Here is a 786-nt window from a genome sequence, read left to right on the forward strand (position 1 = left end):
AGATGAACAAAAGAAGCTTCAAAAAAATGTTTCTAATATTTATTTTAGGTCTATTCTTAATCCCATTACTTAGACCACATATAGTTGGTTGGCTAAAAACTATATGTGGTTAATAGTAATGATAACTTTATTTAACAAAAAGTTTTCCCTTTTATTTTTTAATAGCATTGTTTTGACAAATTGACTTCCACGTTTATTGGCGGTAGAAGTTAGTTTAAGAATATAGCACTTCGAGAAATTGCCTATTTTTATAGAAGCATATTATTAAGTAAAAAAACAAAAGGAAGGTTATATTATGAAATATCATAAAATAATTATTAAAGGTAGTTGTACCTTATTGTTAATTTTTTCTTCGTTCTCTCCCTTAAGTACTGTACTGTCTGAAGAACAGTCAGCTCCTCCGATTGAGATTTTGCAACAAGAAATCTCCAAATTAAGATTAGAAGAAGGTAAGCAATATACATTACAAGAATTATTAGACAGAACGTCTCTGTCAAACTATGAAAAAGAAATAATATCTAAGGAAATCATTACACAAGTACAAAAAGAAATTAATGAAGAACAGTCAAGATCTATGTTTCGAGCTCTCGTAACTAATGTTTATAGACATTTAAGTCCTTCGGAAGTTAAAGAATGTGCACGACAATTTCGAACAATTGGTAGTTTAGTAAAATTAATTCCAAGATATGGCTCTTTAATTGAAAAACTCTATATCGTAAACGCTGAATCATATGAATATGCTGCTGCAAGAGGTTGGGGAATTGATCTTTTGATAACCTTAGATCC

Annotated in this window: 1 protein-coding gene; it reads left to right on the forward strand. The window is 29.4% G+C overall.

The window, feature by feature from the left end; translation table 11 throughout:
• Nucleotides 1-295: 295 nt before the first annotated feature.
• On the forward strand, nt 296-786 hold a 491-nt coding region (locus tag SPADD19_RS11985; RefSeq protein ID WP_164905808.1), incomplete at its 3' end, for a hypothetical protein.

Source organism: Streptococcus parasanguinis (assembly GCF_001578955.1).
Taxonomy (GTDB): Bacteria; Bacillota; Bacilli; order Lactobacillales; family Streptococcaceae; genus Streptococcus; species Streptococcus parasanguinis_U.